This is a genomic window from Sphingomonas soli NBRC 100801, from assembly GCF_001591025.1.
Taxonomy (GTDB): Bacteria; Pseudomonadota; Alphaproteobacteria; order Sphingomonadales; family Sphingomonadaceae; genus Sphingomonas; species Sphingomonas soli.
This window is the reverse complement of record NZ_BCTZ01000020.1, coordinates 60,967-79,284: the sequence shown is the minus strand read 5'-3', so window position 1 is coordinate 79,284 and position 18,318 is coordinate 60,967. Positions and strand designations below refer to the sequence as shown.

Here is an 18,318-nt window from a genome sequence, read left to right as displayed (position 1 = left end):
TGCGTCCCGTGAAGCGGGGAGACACCCGAGGCGCAGTCCATGCGCCTCGGAAAAGCGAGGGAACTTATGAAGAGCAATCACATCTTGAAGCTGCGCGCAGGTACGGCGATGCAGGCTCTGGCGCTGATCGGCGCCAGCGTCGGCGCTGTCGCGTTCGCAGCTCCGGCCGCTGCGCAGGACTATGTGTCGGGCGCCATGTCCGGTACCGTGACGAACGAAACCGGTGAGGCCGTTGCCGGCGCCACCGTGACCATCACGTCGAAGAGCCGGGGCTTCACCCGCACCGCCACCACCTCGTCGAGCGGCGCTTTCCGCTTCGCTGGTCTGGCTCCCGGTGCGTACGACGTCGCCGTCTCGGCCGATGGCGTTCCCGGCTACCGCGCTGAAGGCGTCACGGTTACCGCGTCGCAGACGTCCTCGCTCGATATCGCCCTCGGCGCCGAGGAAATCGTCGTCACCGGCGCTGCCGCTGCTTCGAAGACCGGCGGCTCGACCACCGGCCTGACCGTCGACCTCGATCAGTTCGTCAAGACGAACCCGATCAACCGCGACCTCACCTCGGTCGTCCTGCTCGCTCCCGGCACCTCGCTGGGCGATGACGGCTTCGGCAACCTCGCTTCGATCGGCGGTTCGTCGGTCGCTGAGAACGCCTATTACATCAACGGTCTGAACACGACGAACTTCGATAACTATCTCGGTTCGGCTCGCGTGCCGTTCGAGTTCTATCGTTCCGTCGACATCAAGTCGGGCGGCTACTCGGCCGAGTTCGGTCGCGCCACCGGCGGCATCATCAACGCTGTGTCGAAGTCGGGCAGCAACGATTTCACCGCGGCGATCCACCTGAACTACGAGCCGGACGCTTTCCGTTCGAACTCGAAGAACCTGCAGAACTGCACCGCCGCTGGCGTCTGCACCAACGTCACGAACCGCGCGTTCGATCGCACCAAGTCGTATTCGGCAATCGTCGAAGCCGGCGGCCCGATCATCCGCGACCGCCTGTTCGTCTACGGTCTCGCCGAGTTCCGCCGTTCCGAAACGCTGCGTAACAGCCGCACGACCGGCACCGGCACCGAGCGCGTCCAGAACGATCCGTTCTATGCGTTCAAGGTCGATGCCTATCCGATCGACGGCCATCACCTCGAGTTCACCGCGTTCGATACGCGCCAGACCGAGCTGCAGACCAACTTCTCCTATCTCGAAGCCGGTGGCGTTGCGTCGCTCGGCGCTTCGAAGAGCCAGGTGAAGAACAAGGCCGGCGGCTTCAACTTCGTGGGTCAGTACACCGGCACCTTCGCCGACTGGCTGACGGTTTCGGGTGCCTATGGCCGGGTCCGTGACAACTTCGAAGTTCTTGGCGTCGATGCAGGTTCGTCGGGCTACTTCTTCCAGAATGCCTCGGGTGCTGCAGTCAACGGTCAGCCCCAGGGCGGTCTCTACACCGGCCAGACGGCAAGCTCGCGCGGTTTCCCGTACAACACCGAGCGTAAGTTCTATCGCGGCGACGTCGATCTGTTCTTCAACGCGTTCGGCGACCACCACATCCGTGCTGGTTTCGACGTTGAGAACAACACGCTCGAGCACGTGTCGGTCCGTACCGGCGGTGCGGCTCTGGTGGCTGCAGGCTGGCTGCGTCCGGAAGCGTTCAACGCGAACCTGGGCGGTGCTGGTGCAGCACTCATCCTGCGCGCTGGCAACGTGGTTGAAGTCAACTACTTCAACTCGGGTGGCGCATTTAAGGCGCAGAACAAGGCGTTCTACATTCAGGACGAGTGGAAGCTCGGTGATCGTCTGACGGTCAACCTGGGTCTGCGCCGCGACGATTTCAAGCTCGATAAGCCGGGCGGCTCGACCTACATCGATCTGCCTGAGAACTATGCTCCGCGCATTGCGGCCAGCTATGATCTCTGGGAAGGCGAGACCGGCCGTGTCTACGGTTCGTTCGGCCGCTACTTCCTGCCGGTCGCCAGCAACACGGCGTTCCGTCAGGCGAGCCCGGAAATCTACGTCCGTGAGCGCTTCAACTACACCGGCTTCGGCGCGAACGGTCTTCCGACCGGTCTCACGCAGGTCACCACCCTCGCTGCTTACGCCGCGAAGTGCCCTACGATGATCCCGCAGGGTCTGACCCCGTTCTCGAGCGGCAACAACTGCAACGTGACCGGCGACGGTACCGTGAAGTCGACCGCTGAGAGCCTCTCGACGACGCTCAAGGCGACCCGCGAGACCGAGTGGATCGTTGGTTACGAGCATGAGTTCGGTGATGTCACGCTGGGTCTGAACTACACCCATCGCAACATGGACGTCAGCGCAGAAGACGTGGCGGTTGACGCTGCGGTTCTGGCTTATTGCTCCGCCAACGGTATTGCTGGTTGCGCCAACACCTGGACTGGTTTCCACCAGTACGTCCTTCTGAACCCGGGTTCGTCGGCGACCTTCGCCCTTGCCGGCAAGGATGGGCGCACGGTCACCATCTCGGCTGCGGATCTCAAGTATCCGAAGGCGACCCGTACCTATGACGCGGTGGAATTCACGTTCAACCGCAAGTGGGACGGCAAGTGGAGCCTGAACGGCAGCTACACTTGGTCGAAGAGCAAGGGTAACTCCGAAGGCTTCGTGCAGTCGGACTTCGAGCAGTCGGATTCGGGCATCACGCAGGACTTCGACCAGCCGGGCTTCACGCAGGGTGCCTATGGCCGCCTACCGAACGATCGTACGCATCGCTTCAAGCTGCAGGGTGCTCTGGCCGTCACTGACGCCTTCACCGTCGGCACGAACATTCGCGTCGAATCGGAGCGTCCGATGAGCTGCTTCGGCTTCAACCCGAACCCGAACTATTTCGACCCGTCGGGGCCGGCATATTCGGACTTCGGCAACGCCTATGGCGCAGCATCGCACTATTGCGGTGGCAAGCTCTCGCCGCGCGGCACGGCCAGCAAGACCGATTGGTTCTCGTCGATCGATCTGTCGGCTCGCTACAATGTCGAGTTCGGTGACCAGACTGTCACGCTGCGTGCAGACGTGTTCAACCTGCTCAACTCGCAGTCGGTCCAGGGCCGCAACGAGATTGGCGAACTGGACATCAACGTTAAGAACCCGAACTACAACCTGCCGACGTCCTATCAGGCGCCGCGCTACGTTCGTCTGGGTCTGGATATCGCTTTCTGATCTGATCAGAGCGTATCGAACCAAGGGAGAGGCGGGCTTCGGCCCGCCTCTTTTTTTGTGCCCCCGCGCCGGGTCTCAGACGCCGGAGCGCACACGCATTCGACGCGCGCACATACGCACCGTCGCGAGATCGTGCCGTTGGGGGAGTGTAGTCGGCGGGCAAGGCCAGCCCGCCGAAAACGTTCCTAGTCGAAATAGGCTGCGCGGAAGGCGTCCATATACGGCTTGATGGCCTCGGCGCTGCCAATCCGGTCCGCGGAGATCGGCGCGCGGACTTGTTGCACGCTCGCCGTGCGCACGTCGCGCTTGACGGTGTGCGGCTGATGAACCTGCGGCTCGTCGGCCAGACCGCAGCGTTCCAGAATGCGGGGGATCCATTCGCTCGGGGCCCGCACCAGATCCTCATAATACACGGTGAGAATCCGGTCGCCGAAATGCTGCGTCCAATGCGCGAACAGGCGATCCTCTTCGCGGTAATAATGCCCGATATCGGTGAAGGACCAGCTCCACGGCACGCTGGCGGTAAAGTAGCTGCGATAGGCGGAAAGCGCCGTGTCTTCCGGATTGCGCCGCATCCATATGACCGGCGCGGTGGGCAGCGCATGCAGCAGCAGCCCCATCAGCCGCGCCTGGGTTAGCGTCTTGTCCACGATCAACCCGTCGCCGCCGAACCACATGCCCAGGGTACGGTGATAATCCTCGGCCACTTCGCCCCAGGGATCGCCGCTCGTCGCCCGCTGATCGTAGCGGCGTGCGCCCTCCAGCGTATAGTCGCCCGTCGGGATCAGCGCGGGATGCAGCGCATTGACCTCACCACCCTCGGTCACGCGCGAATGGCTGACAAGGATCTGCTCGACCAACGTCGTACCCGAGCGCGGCAGTCCGTTGACGAAGATCGCTCGCGACTTCCGCGCGCCAGATGGGGTGAGCTTCGCCAGTGCCTCGGGGGTGAAGGTCGCGATGATCTGATCGACCTGCGCGCTGAGCGCCGCGCGATCGAACTGCTCGATGCCCCGGCGCAGATCGGCGCCCTCGGCATAAAGAGCGAAGGCGCGATCATGATCGCCGGTGTCGTAATATGCCTTGGCGAGCCCGTAGAGGAAGCGTGCGGCGAGGTCGGGTTCGGCCCGACGGAATGCCGCGCGATGCTTTTCCATCGCGGAAATATCAGGATCGCCCGCCGAGAAGCGCTTGATCATCGCCAGCGCGAACCAGGTCTGGGGCTGCATCGGCGAGGTGGCCAGCACGCGGCGATAGCAATCCTCAGCGCCGGCAAAATCGCCGCGCTGCCCCGCGATCGTGCCTAGAAAGTGGAGGATGCCGGGATGATTGCGCGCGCCCGCCGGCAGCCGGGCGATCTCGTCCAGCGCTATCTGGGTGCGGCCATAGCTGGCGAGCTCGCCCCAGTAATACAGCAAGCGCTCCGGACTGAGCGGCGCCGTCCGCGCCACGCGCTGCGACGCGGCGAGCGACATCTCGATCTCGCCGATATGTGCCGCGAGCTTCGCCACGCTGCGCCACCGCTCGCCCGAGCCGGGCCCGGTGCGAAGCTCGGTCTCGAGCAGGCGGGCGCCCTGTCTCCGCTCGCCCGCCTGAAGTGCATCGATCGCCTGGAGGGTGAGGGGTTTTGGGGAAGTCGCCATGCCTTCCCCTCTACCGCCGCCGCACGTTTTGGCAAAACGGCTGCTGCTTCAGGCGACGTCGAGCTTGAGCGCGCCGTCACCTTCGTCGACCGTCACCAGCGATCCGTCGCGGACCTCGCCGCGCAGGATCTTGTCTGCCAGCGGGTCCTGCAAATAGCGCTGGACCGCGCGCTTCAAAGGCCGTGCGCCATAGACCGGGTCATAGCCGACCCGCCCGAGCCACGCCCGGGCCGCATCGGAAAGCTCGACGCGGATCTTGCGATCCGCAAGCAGCTTGCCCAGCCGCGCGACCTGGATGTCGACGATCGGCGCCATGTGATCCGCCGCCAGCCGGTGGAACAGAATGATCTCGTCCAGCCGGTTGAGGAATTCCGGGCGGAAATGCGCGCGGACGATCTCCATCACCTGCGGCTCGACGCTCTCGGTGCTCTCGCCCTCGCCCAGATTGGCGAGATACTGGCTGCCGAGATTCGAGGTCAGGATGATGATCGTGTTGGCGAAATCGACCGTGCGGCCTTGCCCATCGGTCAGGCGACCGTCATCGAGCACTTGGAGCAGGATGTTGAAGACATCGCCATGCGCCTTCTCGACCTCGTCGAACAGAATCACCTGATAGGGGCGACGGCGAACCGCTTCGGTTAGAACGCCGCCTTCCTCATAACCGACATAGCCGGGAGGGGCGCCGATCAGCCGGGCGACCGAATGCTTCTCCATGAACTCGCTCATGTCGATGCGGACCATCGCGGATGCGTCATCGAACAGGAATTCGGCGAGCGCCTTGGTCAGCTCGGTCTTGCCGACGCCGGTTGGCCCCAGGAACAGGAACGAGCCCAGGGGCCGGTTCGGATCCTGAAGCCCGGCGCGGCTGCGGCGCACGGCGGTGGCCACGGCCTTCACCGCATCGGACTGGCCGATCACGCGCTTGCCGAGCGCCTCCTCCATATGGAGCAATTTCTCGCGCTCGCCTTCCATCATCCGTTCCATCGGGATGCCGGTCCAGCGGCTGACGACATTGCCGATATCCTCGGCGGTCACTTCCTCGCGCAACATCGCGCCCTGGGTGGTGGTCTGTGCCTCCTCCAGCTGGCGGGTGAGCGCGGGGATGGTGCCATAATTGAGCTCGGCCATCTTGCCGAGATCGCCCGAGCGCTGCGCCTGCTCCAGCTCGACGCGCGCGGCATCGAGCTGCTCCTTCAGCTTGGCCTCGGCGCCGATCTTGTCTTTCTCCGCCTGCCAGCGGCCGGTCAGCTCGCTCGACTGCTGCTCGAGATTGGCGAGTTCGGACTCGAGATTGGCGAGACGGTCCTTCGACGCGGCATCGCTCTCCTTCTTCAGCGCCTCGCGCTCGATCTTGAGCTGGATGATGCGGCGGTCGAGATTCTCGATTTCCTCGGGCTTGGATTCCACTTCCATGCGGATGCGGCTGGCCGCCTCGTCCATCAGGTCGATCGCCTTGTCGGGCAGGGAGCGATCGGTGATGTAGCGGTTGGACAGCGTCGCCGCCGCGACGATCGCGGCGTCGGTGATGCGCACGCCGTGGTGCAGCTCGTACTTGTCCTTGATGCCGCGCAGGATCGAGATCGTGTCTTCCACGGTCGGCTCGCCGACGAACACCGGCTGGAACCGCCGCTGGAGCGCGGGGTCCTTCTCGACATATTTGCGATATTCATCGAGCGTGGTAGCGCCGATGCAGTGCAGCTCGCCGCGGGCAAGCGCGGGCTTCAGCAGATTCCCGGCGTCCATCGCACCTTCGGATTTACCCGCGCCGATCAGCGTGTGCATCTCGTCGATGAAGAGGATGATGTCGCCTTCGCCGGCCTTGACCTCGTCGAGCACGCCCTTGAGCCGCTCCTCGAACTCGCCGCGATATTTCGCGCCCGCGATCAGGCTGCCCATGTCGAGCGCCATCAGCGTGCGATCCTTGAGCGTATCGGGCACGTCGCCGTTGACGATGCGCAGCGCCAGCCCCTCGGCGATCGCGGTTTTGCCGACGCCGGGTTCGCCGATCAGCACCGGATTGTTCTTGGTGCGGCGGGCGAGGATCTGGATGGTGCGGCGGATTTCCTCGTCTCGGCCGATCACCGGATCGAGCTTGCCCGCGCGTGCATCGGCGGTGAGATCGCGCGCGAACTTCTTGAGCGCGTCATAGCGATCCTCCGCGCCGGCCGTGTCGGCGGTGCGGCCATTGCGCAGCTTTTCGATCGCGGCGTTGAGATTGTTCGGGGTGACGCCGGCCGCGGCGAGCGCCTTGCCCGCCGGGGTGGTCGCCGCCAGCGTGAGCGCGAGAAGCAAGCGCTCGACGGTGACGAAGCTGTCGCCCGCCTTTTGCGCGACCTGCTCGGCCTGGTCGAGCACGCGCACGGCATCGTTATCGAGGCCGGGCGTCTGCTGGGCGCCGCTGCCGGAGACGGCGGGCACCTTGGCCAGCGCGGCGTCGATCTCGGAAAGCGCGCGCTTCGCATCGCCCCCGGCGGCCGCGATCAGCCCGGAGGCCATGCCCTGCTCGTCTTCGAGGAGTGCTTTCAGCAGATGTTCGGATCCAATCCGCTGATGGCTCATGCGGATCGCGACGGTCTGCGCCGACTGGAGAAAGCCCTTGGCGCGGTCAGTAAATTTCTCGAGGTTCATGTCTATCCCTGTTAGCCTGTGCCCGAGAGATGGTGTTGCATTTAGGCAACACAAGGGGGTGCCCGATCGAATGTATAGCGATCTTCGAGGACCGTCATCCCGCATAGGCTAGAGATGTATGGCGTTCTCGGGAGTAAGCGGATTGTCTCCCTCCCAGTAGCCTCCCGTTAACGCTACCTGTTTAGAACTTTCCCCAACACGCCATCCGGGGGAATGTGTGGCCACGCAGTTTTCCAGCCAGCTCGCCGCGCCTGCCGCGCCGATATCGGGTTCGCTCGGCGATCCATCGCGCGCAATCCTGGGGCCAAAGCGCGATGCGCTGCTGTTTTGGGGAGCGCCGCTCGCCGCTTTCCTTTTCGTCCAGCTCTGGCTGCGGGGATGGGACAGTTTTGCCCCTGCCGCGATCTCCAGCCAGGCAGTGATCGCGCTGTTCGGCTGCGTATCGATCCTGACCTGGGCGCATCTGATCGCGGTCGTGCCGCGCGCTTACATGAACCCGGAGGTGTTCGCCGCCTATCGGCTGCGCCTCACCATCGTCCCCATATTGCTGCTCGCAGCGCTCTTCCTGTCGCACACCGTGCTGGTCGCGGCGGCCGTGGTCGCGGTGTTCTGGGACGTTCACCATTCGGCGATGCAGAATTTCGGCTTCACCCGCATCTACGACATGAAGGCCGGGAACGCGCCGAACGTGCTCCGGACCACCGATTTGCGGCTCAACTGGACGCTCTATGTCGGGCCGCTCGGGGCAGGCGCGGCGCTCGCGGTCCATACCGTCTATTTCCGGCAGTTCGAGGGGACGATGCTGGGCGCGCTTACCAGCGTGCCTGGCGTGCTCGCAAACAGCCATGAAGGTGTGCGTCTCGCTGCGACCCTCGCTTATGCCGGGGTGATCGGCTGGGCGGTGATCGATTATGCCCGGGCGATGCGGGCGGGCTACACGCTTCCCGCGCACAAGCTGGCTACGATCATGGTGACGGGTGCGGTCTCGGTCCTGGCCTGGGGCTTCTCGCCGCCGCTCGTCGCGCTGGCCGCGATCAACCTCTATCACGCCGTCCAATATTTTGCGCTCGTCTGGGTCAAGGAAGGCGACCGGATGCGGGGTAAGGGCACCACGCTGCGCGCAGCCTTGCTCTTCGCTCTCGGCTGCGCGCTGTTTGGGCTAGCCTATGCAGCGGCGGTTTCGGGCAAGCCGACGCTCTTCGTCGCGCCCTTCATCGCCTGCTCCCTGCTCCATTTCTGGTACGATTCGTTCGTCTGGTCGGTACGCAAGAAGCAGGTTTGAGGCCGCCTTTTCGCTTGCCTTGTCCGTTCGCGTCCTGCCCACGGCGGCCGATCCTACACCAGCATTTTATAATGCGGCGTCGGTTGCTTCACCCAGGCTAGCGAGATGGTGGGGCCTGCATAGTCGACCTGCGTCATCTTGCCGTCGGGCTGGAGGACCCGAATGGTCCGATTGAGCTGCCACCCGACCAGGTTGAGCGTTTTCCAGTCAACCTGGGAATTATAGGCTGCAGCACCAAGCTGCCTCCGTATCAACCGTTCGCTGAGGGTCGGATCGGCCATGGCGGCAAGGCCAGTTCGCACGATGGTTCGCGAATCGCCGAATCCGCCCGCGTTGTCGATCGCTTCGAACAGGGTGGAGTCGGGACCCACCGGTGCCAGCCCGTGGTCGGCAATCACATCGTTCTGAATGCGGGTCCCGCCGGCCAGCGCCGCACCGCCAGCGGCGGTCGCATAGTTGGCGTCCGACGTGCTCTTGCGGAACGGTGCCAGCAAGAAGCTGCCCATCAGGCTCTTCACTTCGCCCCGCACATCGGCACCGGTCTTGATTCCCGGGGCGAGTCCATGAAGCGCGGCTTGAACCGGGTCGCCCAGGTTCAGCGCGTTCTGCCAGCGGGTCAGTTCCAGATTGAAGATGTCGGCGGTCCGATCCGAATTGAGGAGAATGCGCCCGCGATGATCGTTGGTCGCCAGAATCATCGCCAGATCGGAAAGATAGGTCATGATCAGATCGGTGACATGTGCCGCCGTCACTCCGTTCTGGCCCGCCTGCTCCTGTGCGTGCAGCGCCTTCGCCAGATCGAGGACCGTCTGGCGGTAATGACCGAAGCGGGGCTCGGTACTGACCGCAGCGAAGACATGGTCGCGCTGTCCGGCCTCGCCCGCATTGATGCTGAGGCCGTGCAGGCCGGTCGGATAGGCGGTGTTGGCACCGACGGCGGTGTCCTCCGCTGTCAGTTCGGGCCCGGTCATCGCGGCTCTGGCTAGCGGATGCACGCCGAATTCGTGCGCGAGCATGCCGACGATGCGGCCCCGGCTTTCCTGCTCGAAGAACCAGGGCGAAAGCTTGATCTGGACCTGATCGCCAATCTCGATGACCGATGCGAGCTGCGGTTCATATTCGAGGGTTATCAGCGCGTCGCGGGTGCCGAGATAGGCGACGATGCTGGGCGTCGCGAGCAGGGCATCGATGATCGCCTGCCCCTTCTGCTGATACCTCGCATCGGTCGAGAGGTTGGCAAACCTGACATGCCCGGCGAACTGGACCACCTTGCCCGTGCTTGCACTCGCGCCCGATCTGGCAAGCTGCGCCGTGGCGGGGACCCGCCCCTGCTTTTGCTGCACGACATGCCATGCCTCATGGGCCAGATGGCGATCCTGTCCCGGCGCGAGATGGATATCGGCCCCTTGCGCGAACGCTTGCGCGTGAAGCTGCGCCGGGCGGCTTGAATTGCGATGCACCCGCACATCGTCCATCGCCAGGCCCGACAGACTCTCGATCCCGGATTTGAGCGCGTCGGGCAGCCGCGTGGGGTTGACCGCCGATCGCTGCGAAATCTGCCCGGCGAGCATGCGTTGCGCGGCGACCGCGGGGGCCGTGTTGAGCATCCGCCCGGAATCGGCAAGCTGCCGGACGCGGGGGCTCTCATGCAGGAAATTCGAAGCTGCGACGGGATCGGACGCGCGCTGTGCGCGCGGAGCATGATCGATTTGCGCATGTTCCGGCATGGAATCTCCGTGATCCGCGATCAACGCATTCGATGAATTTGTTACGATTGTCTCAAGTATCAATCAAGGTGTGTCCGAAATACGCCATATTGGTTCACATGTTTGGTAAGATGATGTCCGCGAGCTTTTGCAGTGTTTGAAATATTCTGATCGTTGATTTTCCCATATCGGCTCGCTGGCGTGCCGTTTTGTCACCAAATCCTGGGCGACTCGATCCCTGAGCCGCGCTATGTCGGCGAAAAGCGGAGAGGGAGGGCGTGGATGCGGCGATGGCTGATGCGTGGTGGAATCGGGCTGGCGCTGGTCTTGCTGGTGGCCGCGATCGGGCTCGGCACCTGGGAGCCTTTGTTCGCCGCGCGCGCCGCGCCGCCGCCCGCCCATATATATGACGCGACGATCACCCGCGATAAATTCGGGGTGCCGCACATCTTTGGCAAGACCGATGCCGATGTCTCCTATGGCATCGCTTATGCCCATGCCGAGGACGATTTCTCGACGCTCCAGGAAGTGATCGCGATGACGCGCGGCCGGCTGGGCGCGATCAACGGGCAGGATGGGGCGAAGACCGATTTCGTCGTCCATCTGCTCGGCGCGCGCGCGACGGTGGACCGCGATTACATGAAGCAGCCGGCGGACGTCCGCGCTCTGCTTGATGCTTATGCCACCGGCCTCAATCGCTATGCAGAGCGCCATCCGGAAGAGGTGAAGCTGTCGAAGCTGTTTCCGGTCAACGGCCAGGATGTCGCGGTAGGCTTCGTCGTTCGCTCGCCCTTCTTCTTCGGGCTGGAGGGGGTGCTGGGGGCGCTGTCGGGGGACAAGCCGCTGCCGATCGAGAAGGGCTTCGACAAGCCCGATGCTCCCGACGCGCCCAACGTCACCCCGCTGGGGCCGAATGCGGAGGCGAACGGCTCGAACGCCTTCGCGGTGGCGCCCAAGCGATCGGCGGACGGCTTTACCCGGCTGATCTCCAATTCGCATCAGGGATGGCGCGGTGCGGCGGCATGGTACGAACTGGTCGTCCATTCGCAGCAGGGCTGGAACTTCGCGGGCGCGACCTTCCCCGGCGCGCCCTATCCTCTGCTCGGGCATAACGAGCATCTGGGGTGGACCAACACGGTCAACCGGCCGGACATGGTGGATATCTACAAGCTCGTGCGCAACCCGGCGGGCGACCAGTATCGCTATGACGGGCAGTGGAGAAAGCTGGAGGCGAAGCGCGTCTGGCTGCCGGTGAAGCTCTGGGGCCCCTTCGTGCTGCCAGTGCCGAGGACCGTGTACCGCGCCGTGCAGGGGCCGGTGCTGATCAACAAGGAAGGCGCGTTCGCCATCAATTATGGCGGCAAGGATCAGCTCGGCATGGTCGAGGAATATTACCGGCTGAACCGGGCACAGAATTTCGAGCAATGGCAACGGGCGCTCGCGCAGCACGCGATCCCCGGCACCAATTTCATCTATGGCGATGCGGCCGGCAATATCGCCTATTTCTACAATGCCAGCTTCCCCAACCGGAAACCGGGCTTCGATTATCGCCAGGTGCTGGCGGGCGACACATCGGCGAACTACCAGCCGGGCACGGTGCCGTGGGAGATGGTTCCGCGGAACATCAATCCGGCGTCGGGTTTCCTGATCAACGCCAATAATTCGCCTTTCCAGGCGGCGGGTGCCGGATCGGAGATGAAGCCCGAAGACTGGTCGCCCCTGCTCGGCATCGAGACCGATACCACCAACCGAGGCACGCGATCGCTGGAGCTGCTGGGGGCCGACGGGTCGCTCTCCGCCGAGGATATGTACCGCATCAAATTCGACAGTGGCGTGAGCCAGTACAGCTTCCTCTACGCTTGGTTCAAGGAACTGGCGGCTGTGGACCCCAAGGGCGACAAATTGCTGGCCGAGGCGCGGGAATTGCTGTCGCACTGGGACTATAACTGGGATGGGAAGGGCCCAGCGGATTCGCTGGCCTTCTCGATCATGCGCGTGCCCAATCGCTGGCATTATGAGCGCAAGCCCAAGCCCGATCCCCGCGCCGTGCTCGCGGAGGCGGCGGGCTACCTCCAGAAGCATTTCGGCCGGCTAGACGTGCCGCTTGGCGACTTCATCCGGCTCAAGCAGGGCAAGGTGGATCTGCCGCTGGACGGCGGCCCGGACGCGCTGCGCGCTTCGACCAGCTATGACGAGCTTCCGGACGGACGCCTCGCGATCAAGCATGGCGACAGCTTTGTGATGTTCATCACCTGGGACAAAGCGGGCAAGGTCCGATCCGAATCGATCCAGCCCTTCGGATCAGCCAGCACGCGCCCGGATTCGCCGCACTATACCGACCAGGCGCAGCTCTTCGTCCAGCACAAGCTCAAGCCGGTGTGGTTCGATCCGAAAGAGCTCAAGGCGAATGCCGGGCGGAGCTACCGGCCTTAGGCAAATCAGGCCCCTCCCGTTGAGCGGGAGGGGCGGAAAGGCTCAGTTGGCGGGCTTTGGGGCTTCAGCCGCGGGTGCTCCGATTCCGGTGGCGGGGCGCTTCGCCTTTGGGGCGTCCTTGGCGTAGCGGTCGCCATAGGTGTTGCCCTCATACCAAAGCGGCGCTGCCTTGCCGTCGGCGATTTCGCGCGCGATCAGATAGTTCATCCGCGCAAACTTGGCGCCTGCGTCCCAGTTGAAGGGCAGCGTCACCTGATCGGAGACCTTGTGGTAATTGGTCGCGAGGAAATCCTTGAAGATCTTCTCGCCGCCATTCTTGAAGCCGGTGACGAGGAAGACCGAAGGCACGCCCTGCTTGACGAAGCTGTAATGGTCCGAGCGGACGAACAGGTTTTCCTGCGGCATCGGATCGGGCGACAGCGTCACGCCCATCTTCGCGCCAGCGGCTTCCACGATCGGGCCCAGCGTCGAATGCTCCGCGCCGAACGCCACGACGTCCTGGAAATCATAGAGCAGGATCGGCATGTCGAGATTGACGTTGGCGACGACCTTGCCCGCGCCGGTCACGGGATAGCGGGCGAGATAATCGGAGCCGAGCAGGCCGTCTTCCTCGGCGGTGAGCGCGACAAACAGGATCGAGCGCTTGGGCGGCTTGCCGCTCTGCTTGAAGGCGCGTGCCGCCTCGAGCATCGTCGCGACGCCCGCCGCATTGTCCATCGCGCCGTTATAGATCTGGTCACCGGTCAGCTTGGGATCCACGCCATCATGATCGAGATGCGCGGAAAGCAGGACATGCTCTGCGGCCAGCTTGGGATCTGAGCCCGGCAGCAGCCCGATCACGTTGGGGCTGGTGTAGCTCTTCACCTTGCTGGTCCGCGCGGTCGTCACCTTCTGCGTGAGCGCGAAGCCCTTGATTGCCCCGGGCTGCGCGGCTGCGGCGAAGATCTGGTCCGCAGTCATCGGTGCGCCTTCGAACAGCGCAGCGCCGGCGGTGGGGTTGACATAGGCCGCGATCTTCAGGCCGTTATCGTCGCCCCCAGGCGCGCCGTCCGCGTTCAGCCAGCTGGTCTGCGGGCGGGCGAAATAGCTCATGACCTGCGGCCAGGGGAACTGGCCCTTCAGATTGTCCGGCGTGATGAGGTAGAGCGCGCCGATCGCGCCGTGCGCGCCCGCGATTTTGGGCTTGTCGCTGCCACCTGCTGCCTTGACCTGATCGGGGGTCATCCCCTTGGGCGTGCCGATCAGCGTCACCACGAATTTGCCGCGCACATCCAGGCCGGCATAGTCCGATTCCAAGCCGTAGCCGACGAACACCGCGTCGCCGCTCACCAATTGCTCCTGCGTGCCGTAGCGCGGGCTCGCCGAGATCAGCGCTTCGGCGCCATTGGAGAATTTCTTGGTGCCGATCGTAACCGTCGCGGGCTTGCTGGTGTCGAGCACAAATTCGGCGAGCGGAACCTGCTGGTACCAGCTTCCGTCAGTGCCGCCGGGCTTGAGCCCCAGCGCCGCAAACCGCGTCGCGACATAGCGCGCCGCCACATCATAGCCGCGGGTTCCCGCGTTGCGGCCCTCGAGCAGATCGTCCGCCAGGAAGGTCACGGTCGCGCGCACTTCGTCCGCGCTGAAAACCGGTTCGCCGGCGTTCTGAGCGAAAGCGGGAGATGCGAGAGCAAGCGAAGCCGCGGTAAGAAACAGGAACGAGCGCATCGGAAAGGAGCTCCACTGGGAGGTCGAAGGAAGCCCGAACGCTAGTCGAAAATTTCACGCCCGCAAGCGCGCAAAAATATCCTATCTGCTTGACGCTGCGGAACGCTGGCTTTGTCCCTCGCGCGACCCGGCGCGCCGCTTGACAGGTCCGCTCGCGGTGCCGAGTTGTGATCCAGCAATTTCAAGGAGAGACCAAATGGCGAATGTGGACGGCAGCTGGAACACCGTGGCGAAGACCCCGATGGGCGATCAGGCGGCGGTGCTGACGGTGAATTCGAACGGTGACACCTTCACCGGCGCCTTTTCGGGCGCGATGGGCAATAGCGAAGTGAAGGACGGCAAGGTCGATGGCGACCGCCTGACCTTCGCGATCGACATCACCGTGCCGATGCCGATGACGCTGACCGGCGATGTGACCGTCGACGGCGACACGATGACCGGTACCGTGACGGCGGGCGCATTCGGCGCATTCCCGCTCACCGGCACGCGGGCGTAATTCACCTTTTCCTCCCTCGCTTTGGCGGGGGAGGACAAGGCGCTAACCCCGTTTCACCCGCGTCAGATGGCCCATCTTGCGGCCCGGGCGGGCGTTGCCCTTGCCATAGAGGTGCAGATGGGTGCCCGGCTCGGCGAGGAAGCCCTCCCAGGCATCGCCTTCATTGCCGATCAGGTTGACCATCTCGACCCGGCTTCCGGTCAGCGCGGTCGATCCCAGGGGCAGGCCGCAGATTGCGCGGATATGGTTCTCGAATTGCGAGCATTCCGCGCCTTCGATCGTCCAATGCCCCGAATTGTGCACGCGCGGGGCCATTTCGTTGAACACGGGGCCATCCGGTGTCGCGAAGAATTCGAGCGTCAGCACGCCGACATGATCGAGCGCCTCTGCAACGCGCGCGGACAAGGCGGCCGCCTGCGCCCAATGTACCGCGATCTCGTGGGGGGCGGGCAGCGTCGAGCGCGCAAGGATGCCATCCTTGTGCTCGTTCCACGGCGGCGGATAGCTGGCGAGCGCGCCATCCAGCCCGCGCACCGTGATGATCGAAAATTCGTGGGTGAATTCCACAAATCCTTCGAGGATCGCTGGGCGCTCGCCGATCTCTATCCAGGCCGCTTCGGCGTCGGCGGCGTTATGGATGCGCACCTGCCCCTTGCCGTCGTAGCCGAGTCGCAGCGTCTTGAGGATGGCAGGGGCGCCGATCCGGGCGATTGCCGAACGCAGTTCGTCGAGCGTGGTGACCAGCGCCCAGGGTGCCGTCCGCCCGCCCAGTTCGCCAACGAACGTCTTCTCGCGCGCACGGTCCTGCGCGATCTCCAGGCTCCTGGGGCCGGGCCGCACCGGCACCCTGGTGCTCAGATATTCCACGGGCGCGAGCGCGATATTCTCGAACTCGTAGGTGACGACATCGGCATGCGCGGCCAGATCGTCGAGTACGATCCGGCTGTGATAATCGGCGCGGGTGAAGGTGGAAGCGGTCTGCGCAGCGACACTCTCCGCATCGGGGGCGAGGATATGCGTGCGATAGCCGAGCTGCGCGGCCGCGCTCGCCAGCATCCGGCCAAGCTGGCCGCCGCCCAATATGCCGATGGTCGATCCGGGCGGCAGCGCGCTCATTCGGGGCTGTCCGCCACGGAGTCGGTCTGCGCGGCGCGCCAATACTTGAGCCGCTCGGCGAGCGCTTCGTCGGCCGTGGCAAGGATCGCGGCGGCGAGCAGCCCGGCGTTGATCGCGCCGGGCTGGCCGATCGCCAGCGTGCCCACCGGAATGCCGCCCGGCATCTGCGCGATCGAGAGCAGGCTATCCATGCCTTTCAGCGCCTTGGATTCGACCGGCACGCCCAGCACCGGCAGATGCGTCATCGACGCCGCCATGCCGGGTAGATGCGCCGCCCCGCCCGCGCCGGCGATCACCACCTTCAGACCGCGATCGGCAGCGCTGGTCGCGTAATCATAGAGCCGCTTCGGCGTGCGATGCGCGGAGACCACCTTGGTCTCATGCGCCACGCCCAGTGCATCGAGCATTTCTGCAGCATGGCGCATCGTCTCCCAATCGGAGGTGCTGCCCATGATGATGCCGACAAGTGGGTTGGTCATATCTGCCCCGTGGTGCGGAGACCGCCTGTTAGTGAGGGGATTTCCGGGAGGCAACACCCACGCCGTCACCCCCGACTTGCTCCGGGTTCACCGTGTAACGGTGGATGGGCTGGCGCCTCGGGCAACTCGCCAGGCGGAGGAGTGGACCCCGGCACAGGGCCGGGGTGACAAGCTAAGGTCTCAGCGTTCGCTCAGATAATAGCGATCCGTCGCGTTCAGCGCTTCGTCCAGTTCATAGACGATCGGCTGGCCGGTCGGGATCTCCAGATTGACGATCTCGTCATCGGCGATGCCGGAGAGGTGCTTGACCAGCGCGCGCAGCGAATTGCCGTGCGCGGAGACGATCACGCGCTTGCCAGCCTTCAGATCCGGCGCGATCTTGCTTTCCCAATAAGGCTGCACGCGCTCGATCGTATCCTTCAGGCTCTCGGTCGAAGGGATGGCGATCCCGGCATAGCGGCGATCCTTGGTCAGATCGAATTCGCTGCCGGCTTCCTGCGCGGGCGGCGGAATGTCGAAGGCGCGGCGCCAGATGCGGACCTGCTCGTCGCCATGGATCTTCGCGGTCTCGGCCTTGTTGAGGCCGGTCAGCCCGCCATAATGCCGCTCGTTCAGCGCCCAGTCCTTGGTGACGGGCAGCCACAGCCGGCCCATTTCCTCCAGCGCCAGATTGAGTGTCTTGATCGCGCGGGTCTGCAGGCTGGTATAGCATTGGTCGAAGTCGAAGCCCTTTTCGGCGAGCAGCCGGCCGGCGGCCTTGGCTTCCTCGACGCCCTGATCGGTGAGGTTAACGTCCCACCAGCCGGTGAAGCGGTTCTCAAGGTTCCAGGCGGATTGGCCGTGGCGGATCAGGACGAGAGTGGGCATGTGGACTCCTTCTAACCGGTCGGATGCGTCCTTAGCGCCCTGCGCGGCCGGAACAAGGAAGATGACCTATGGCGATTCGGCGCGAAACTTTGGTGTATGACGGCCCCGGCGGCGTCTTCGAGAGCATCGTCGCTTGGGACGGCGCCCTGTCCGGCCCGCGCCCCGGCGTGCTGCTCTTTCCCAACGTGCTGGGGTTGAAGGAAGCCGATCTCGAAAAGGCGGAGGCGCTGGCGGCGCTCGGCTATGTCGCCCTTGCGGCGGACATCTATGGGCAGGGCAAGCGCACCACCCGCGAATCGCCCGATCCGGCGCTCTATATGAACCAGCTCAACGCGGACCGCGCCTTGATGCGCGAACGCCTGCACGGCGCGCTCGCCACGCTGGCGGCGCATCCCCAGGTCGACGCCGCGAAGTTGGCCGCGATCGGCTTCTGCTTCGGCGGCAAGTGCGTGCTCGATCTTGCCCGCTCGGGCGGCGCGATCCTCGGCGGTGTCAGCTTCCACGGCGTCTATGACCGGCCCGATTATCCCAGCAATGTGCCAATCGCGCCCAAGCTGCTGATCTGTCACGGCTGGGACGACCCGCTAGGCGACCCCGTGACGGTGACCGCGCTGGCCGCAGAACTCACCGAAGCCGGTGCCGACTGGCAGCTCCATGTCTATGGCAATGCCGGTCACGCCTTCACGGATCGCGCGATGCCGGTCGGTCAGCGTCCAGGCTTCGGCTATGACGTGGCGGCAGACCGCCGCAGCTGGCAGGCGATGGAGAATTTCCTGGCCGAACTGTTCGGCTGAGC

General features: G+C 64.4%; 12 protein-coding genes. 5 read left to right on the top strand and 7 right to left on the bottom strand.

The window, feature by feature from the left end; all coding sequences use genetic code 11:
* Positions 1 to 66: 66 nt before the first annotated feature.
* Positions 67 to 3,165: a TonB-dependent receptor gene (locus SSO01S_RS15075; RefSeq protein WP_066800418.1), complete on the top strand. Its 3,099-nt coding sequence runs from the start codon at positions 67 to 69 to the stop codon at positions 3,163 to 3,165.
* Between the two features lie 185 nt (positions 3,166 to 3,350).
* Here the strand turns inward: SSO01S_RS15075 and SSO01S_RS15070 are convergent, their stop codons facing one another.
* Positions 3,351 to 4,808: a tetratricopeptide repeat-containing sulfotransferase family protein gene (locus SSO01S_RS15070; RefSeq protein WP_066800415.1), complete on the bottom strand. Its 1,458-nt coding sequence runs from the start codon at positions 4,806 to 4,808 to the stop codon at positions 3,351 to 3,353.
* A gap of 48 nt (positions 4,809 to 4,856) precedes the next feature.
* Positions 4,857 to 7,436 carry an ATP-dependent chaperone ClpB gene (clpB, locus tag SSO01S_RS15065; protein WP_066800412.1) on the bottom strand — a complete coding sequence of 860 codons (2,580 nt, stop codon included), beginning with the start codon at positions 7,434 to 7,436 and terminating at the stop codon, positions 4,857 to 4,859.
* Between the two features lie 217 nt (positions 7,437 to 7,653).
* Here clpB and SSO01S_RS15060 point away from each other — a divergent pair, with 217 nt between their 5' ends.
* Entirely contained in the window at positions 7,654 to 8,718 is a 1,065-nt protein-coding gene (locus SSO01S_RS15060) for a hypothetical protein (RefSeq protein ID WP_066800410.1), read from the top strand.
* Between the two features lie 53 nt (positions 8,719 to 8,771).
* Here the strand turns inward: SSO01S_RS15060 and SSO01S_RS15055 are convergent, their stop codons facing one another.
* Positions 8,772 to 10,445 (bottom strand): eCIS core domain-containing protein, encoded by a 1,674-nt coding sequence (locus tag SSO01S_RS15055; protein ID WP_083943148.1) that lies wholly within the window; start codon positions 10,443 to 10,445, stop codon positions 8,772 to 8,774.
* A 261-nt stretch (positions 10,446 to 10,706) separates the two neighbouring features.
* Here SSO01S_RS15055 and SSO01S_RS15050 point away from each other — a divergent pair, with 261 nt between their 5' ends.
* Positions 10,707 to 12,857 (top strand): penicillin acylase family protein, encoded by a 2,151-nt coding sequence (locus SSO01S_RS15050; RefSeq protein ID WP_174520799.1) that lies wholly within the window; start codon positions 10,707 to 10,709, stop codon positions 12,855 to 12,857.
* A 42-nt stretch (positions 12,858 to 12,899) separates the two neighbouring features.
* On the opposite strand, the gene SSO01S_RS15045 is transcribed toward SSO01S_RS15050, so the two are convergent.
* Complete coding sequence (locus SSO01S_RS15045) at positions 12,900 to 14,468, bottom strand: M20/M25/M40 family metallo-hydrolase (protein ID WP_369404254.1); 1,569 nt, start codon at positions 14,466 to 14,468, stop codon at positions 12,900 to 12,902.
* Between the two features lie 292 nt (positions 14,469 to 14,760).
* Between SSO01S_RS15045 and SSO01S_RS15040 the strand changes: the two genes are divergently transcribed.
* On the top strand, positions 14,761 to 15,060 hold the full coding sequence (locus tag SSO01S_RS15040; protein WP_066800401.1) for a hypothetical protein: 300 nt from the start codon (positions 14,761 to 14,763) through the stop codon (positions 15,058 to 15,060).
* A 42-nt stretch (positions 15,061 to 15,102) separates the two neighbouring features.
* On the opposite strand, the gene SSO01S_RS15035 is transcribed toward SSO01S_RS15040, so the two are convergent.
* The 3 genes from SSO01S_RS15035 to gpmA form a co-directional block, all read right to left on the bottom strand.
* On the bottom strand, positions 15,103 to 16,176 hold the full coding sequence (locus SSO01S_RS15035; RefSeq protein WP_066800398.1) for a 5-(carboxyamino)imidazole ribonucleotide synthase: 1,074 nt from the start codon (positions 16,174 to 16,176) through the stop codon (positions 15,103 to 15,105).
* Positions 16,173 to 16,655 carry a 5-(carboxyamino)imidazole ribonucleotide mutase gene (purE, locus tag SSO01S_RS15030; protein ID WP_066800395.1) on the bottom strand — a complete coding sequence of 161 codons (483 nt, stop codon included), beginning with the start codon at positions 16,653 to 16,655 and terminating at the stop codon, positions 16,173 to 16,175. The genes SSO01S_RS15035 and purE overlap by 4 nt, the downstream gene beginning before the upstream one ends.
* A gap of 180 nt (positions 16,656 to 16,835) precedes the next feature.
* On the bottom strand, positions 16,836 to 17,522 hold the full coding sequence (gene gpmA, locus SSO01S_RS15025; protein WP_066800393.1) for a 2,3-diphosphoglycerate-dependent phosphoglycerate mutase: 687 nt from the start codon (positions 17,520 to 17,522) through the stop codon (positions 16,836 to 16,838).
* A gap of 68 nt (positions 17,523 to 17,590) precedes the next feature.
* Here gpmA and SSO01S_RS15020 point away from each other — a divergent pair, with 68 nt between their 5' ends.
* A complete protein-coding gene (locus tag SSO01S_RS15020; protein ID WP_066800391.1) occupies positions 17,591 to 18,316 on the top strand; it encodes a dienelactone hydrolase family protein in 726 nt (241 codons plus the stop codon).
* The last annotated feature ends 2 nt before the right edge of the window (positions 18,317 to 18,318 follow it).

Bases quoted from the DNA above. Each gene is read 5' to 3' on its own strand.
- SSO01S_RS15075 (WP_066800418.1), top strand. From the start codon at position 67: ATGAAGAGCAATCACATCTTGAAGCTGCGCGCAGGTACGGCGATGCAG.
- SSO01S_RS15070 (WP_066800415.1), bottom strand. From the start codon at position 4,808: ATGGCGACTTCCCCAAAACCCCTCACCCTCCAGGCGATCGATGCACTT.
- clpB (WP_066800412.1), bottom strand. From the start codon at position 7,436: ATGAACCTCGAGAAATTTACTGACCGCGCCAAGGGCTTTCTCCAGTCG.
- SSO01S_RS15055 (WP_083943148.1), bottom strand. From the start codon at position 10,445: ATGCCGGAACATGCGCAAATCGATCATGCTCCGCGCGCACAGCGCGCG.
- SSO01S_RS15050 (WP_174520799.1), top strand. From the start codon at position 10,707: ATGCGGCGATGGCTGATGCGTGGTGGAATCGGGCTGGCGCTGGTCTTG.
- SSO01S_RS15040 (WP_066800401.1), top strand. From the start codon at position 14,761: ATGGCGAATGTGGACGGCAGCTGGAACACCGTGGCGAAGACCCCGATG.
- SSO01S_RS15035 (WP_066800398.1), bottom strand. From the start codon at position 16,176: ATGAGCGCGCTGCCGCCCGGATCGACCATCGGCATATTGGGCGGCGGC.
- purE (WP_066800395.1), bottom strand. From the start codon at position 16,655: ATGACCAACCCACTTGTCGGCATCATCATGGGCAGCACCTCCGATTGG.
- gpmA (WP_066800393.1), bottom strand. From the start codon at position 17,522: ATGCCCACTCTCGTCCTGATCCGCCACGGCCAATCCGCCTGGAACCTT.
- SSO01S_RS15020 (WP_066800391.1), top strand. From the start codon at position 17,591: ATGGCGATTCGGCGCGAAACTTTGGTGTATGACGGCCCCGGCGGCGTC.